The organism is Streptococcus sp. HMSC034E03, assembly GCF_001811505.1.
GTDB lineage: Bacteria > Bacillota > Bacilli > Lactobacillales > Streptococcaceae > Streptococcus.
The window spans coordinates 43,841-46,268 of sequence record NZ_KV804964.1 but is presented as its reverse complement, the minus strand read 5'-3'; the positions used below and the strand labels follow the sequence as shown (position 1 = coordinate 46,268).

Here is a 2,428-nt window from a genome sequence, read left to right as displayed (position 1 = left end):
AAAAATCGTACATTTCCATTAGCTAAACCATAACCTGCAGTACAGATAGGTGGCATCAGAGCTGTTGCAATAGCTACTCCTGGCACAATATTATTTGCTTCTTTTTTCCTTGAACCAATTACACCTGCTATCCCACCAGCAATAGCAATGAGAACATCCCAAATTGTTGGAGAGGTTCGTGCAATCAACTCGCTACTTGCATAAGATAAGGGAGAAATCCAGAAATACAGAGTCGAGACAAGCAAACTGACTAATACTTGAGTAAATAAAACCTCTAGAGATTGCTTGATTAAACGCGTATCAAAAATAGCTAAACCGAATCCCAGTCCAACAATCGGTGTCATAAGAGGGGAAATCAGCATGGCTCCAATAATGACAGCTGTTGAATTCATATTTAGACCTATAGAGGCAATAAAAATCGCACACATTAAAATTACTGTATCTCTTAATCGAACATGAAGATCATCATATAATTTCTCACGGTATTCCCGTGTTGAATAATTGGCAGTCATTTGTCCTCTCCTCTTTCCTTATTTAAATCGGTATAATAATTAATAATAACAGCTGATAAACAGCCAAAAAATATGAGCCCATAAATCGTCAAGAAGACACTGGTAATCCTTCCAATCAAGGTCACAGCTAGGAGATCCCCGTAGCCGACAGTCGTCGAAGTCACAAAAGCATACCAAAGACCGTCTCCGTAATTTGTGATAGCAGGTTCAACTAGGAAAAGCACGCCTCCTGACCCAAAAACAAAGGTCACAAAACTCAGAGCAAACCGAGTAAAACCCGTAACCTGTATAATATGCCATAACATTTTTAAACGTCTCATTTGTTCTCCTTATTCATACTAGCTCCTGACCGAGCCGTTTTTTCCAATAATCAAAGTGAAGATAGGACATGATCTCCATCAGAGAAAGATAGACAAACTGATAGATCTGATTTAAGCTGATTATCAACTGATATTGTTTGAAAAATGACTGGAAGAAAGACCAGATATGACTGTCTTGAATCAGTCCCTTCTTAACATCAGACAGGATATTAGCTAAAGCTCCCAAGGACTGAAACGGTAAATCCTTGACATTTATATAGATCCGGTCCACCACATCATTCAGACTGGTATCTTGGATGGCATGAAATTCTCCAAAGAGAACTCCTGCCGCTCCAAGAGTAGAAACAAATTCCACCAAATAATTTCTGAGGAAATTTTCTCAACCTTTTCCCATAATGTGTTTAGTGCCATCCATAACGATCCCAACCAGAAAAAGAAAAGAAAACAAGCAAAGAAATTTTGCCGTAAATCCCAAAAAGCTTCAAGACTTGGTGTTGTTGGTTTTTCTAACTCTAAAATCAAGATGGTCATAATAATTGCTAGAACAGCATCTGTCAATACAATTAATCTGTCTTTCTTCATCGGATTGCATCCCCTTTCTTTTTTGTAACATTCTATCTTATCGCATAATATTGGATATTCTTTCATAATCCGACTACAAACAAAAATAAACCAAAAAGTCTGTCCCTATTATGCTATATTTAACTCTAGAAGTATTCATCCATCTAATTAATAAGTATATCATATTTCACAATAAATGAATACTATCAAAGATTCATCCCCTTTCACTTCATCATTTAGTGTTGCTTAGATTTATCAAAAACAACCAAATTTGTATTAATTTCAAGTATCACCTAGTTACAAAAATTTGGGGTGAACAGAAAAAGCATCCCGTATTTTTGATACGAAATGCTTTCAATAAGTTTAAATAAGTTTTAACGTTTACTAAATTGTGATGCTTTACGAGCTTTTTTCAAGCCTGGTTTGGAAAGTATGAATTTCAGTTGGACTAAAAACAGCGTAATATCAAGACTTTTCTCCGCTTTTATAAAAGCGTTTTTCCAATCAAATTCAACTAATTTTATCTAAATGGTGTGGATTTTACCCCCAAAATTACAGAGAATGGAGCTGATAAACACTAAACGTTCACACCATTAGTTAAATGATTTTTTTCATCATTTTTCTTAGATGATAGAACTTCTAATTTATTTCTTATTCAAGCAAAAACAACCTGCTATAAGTAAGAAAGAGGAAGATACAAGAAAAACACGGCGTAAAAACCGATTCAGTTCATTGTCCTCAATCCTTGTCTGCTTCATTTTCTTTTACGAGATCGTTTTGTGAATCTTTTTCAGAGAGTTTTTGATCAATATACTTGTCAATGTTTTCATAAAATTCCTTGGTCGCTTCACTATCTAATGTTGGCGAGTTCTGAACTTGATTCACTTTCAATTGAACAGATTGAATACCGTAAGAGGCTTGTTTTTGGTGGAGTGTTTCTAATTCTTCTTCTGAAATCGGATCTCCAACAACCGTCAAGACTAATTCATTGCTACTTGACTTGTAGACTTGATTAATGACCGTATGATTGGCGAA

Annotated in this window: 2 protein-coding genes and 2 pseudogenes; all 4 read right to left on the bottom strand. The window is 35.4% G+C overall.

All coding sequences use genetic code 11. The annotated features are described in order from the left end of the window. A pseudogene (locus tag HMPREF2805_RS02215) lies at positions 1-512 on the bottom strand (DUF389 domain-containing protein); the annotation flags it as partial. Continuing rightward, on the bottom strand, positions 509-832 hold the full coding sequence (locus HMPREF2805_RS02210) for a potassium channel family protein (RefSeq protein WP_001253404.1): 324 nt from the start codon (positions 830-832) through the stop codon (positions 509-511). The pseudogene HMPREF2805_RS02215 and the gene HMPREF2805_RS02210, both read right to left, overlap by 4 nt. Positions 833-1,111: 279 nt before the next feature. Further along, entirely contained in the window at positions 1,112-1,414 is a 303-nt protein-coding gene (locus HMPREF2805_RS02200) for a TMEM175 family protein (protein WP_075231213.1), read from the bottom strand. Positions 1,415-2,131: 717 nt separating this feature from the next. After that, positions 2,132-2,428: pseudogene (locus HMPREF2805_RS02195) on the bottom strand (TIGR00341 family protein); the annotation flags it as partial.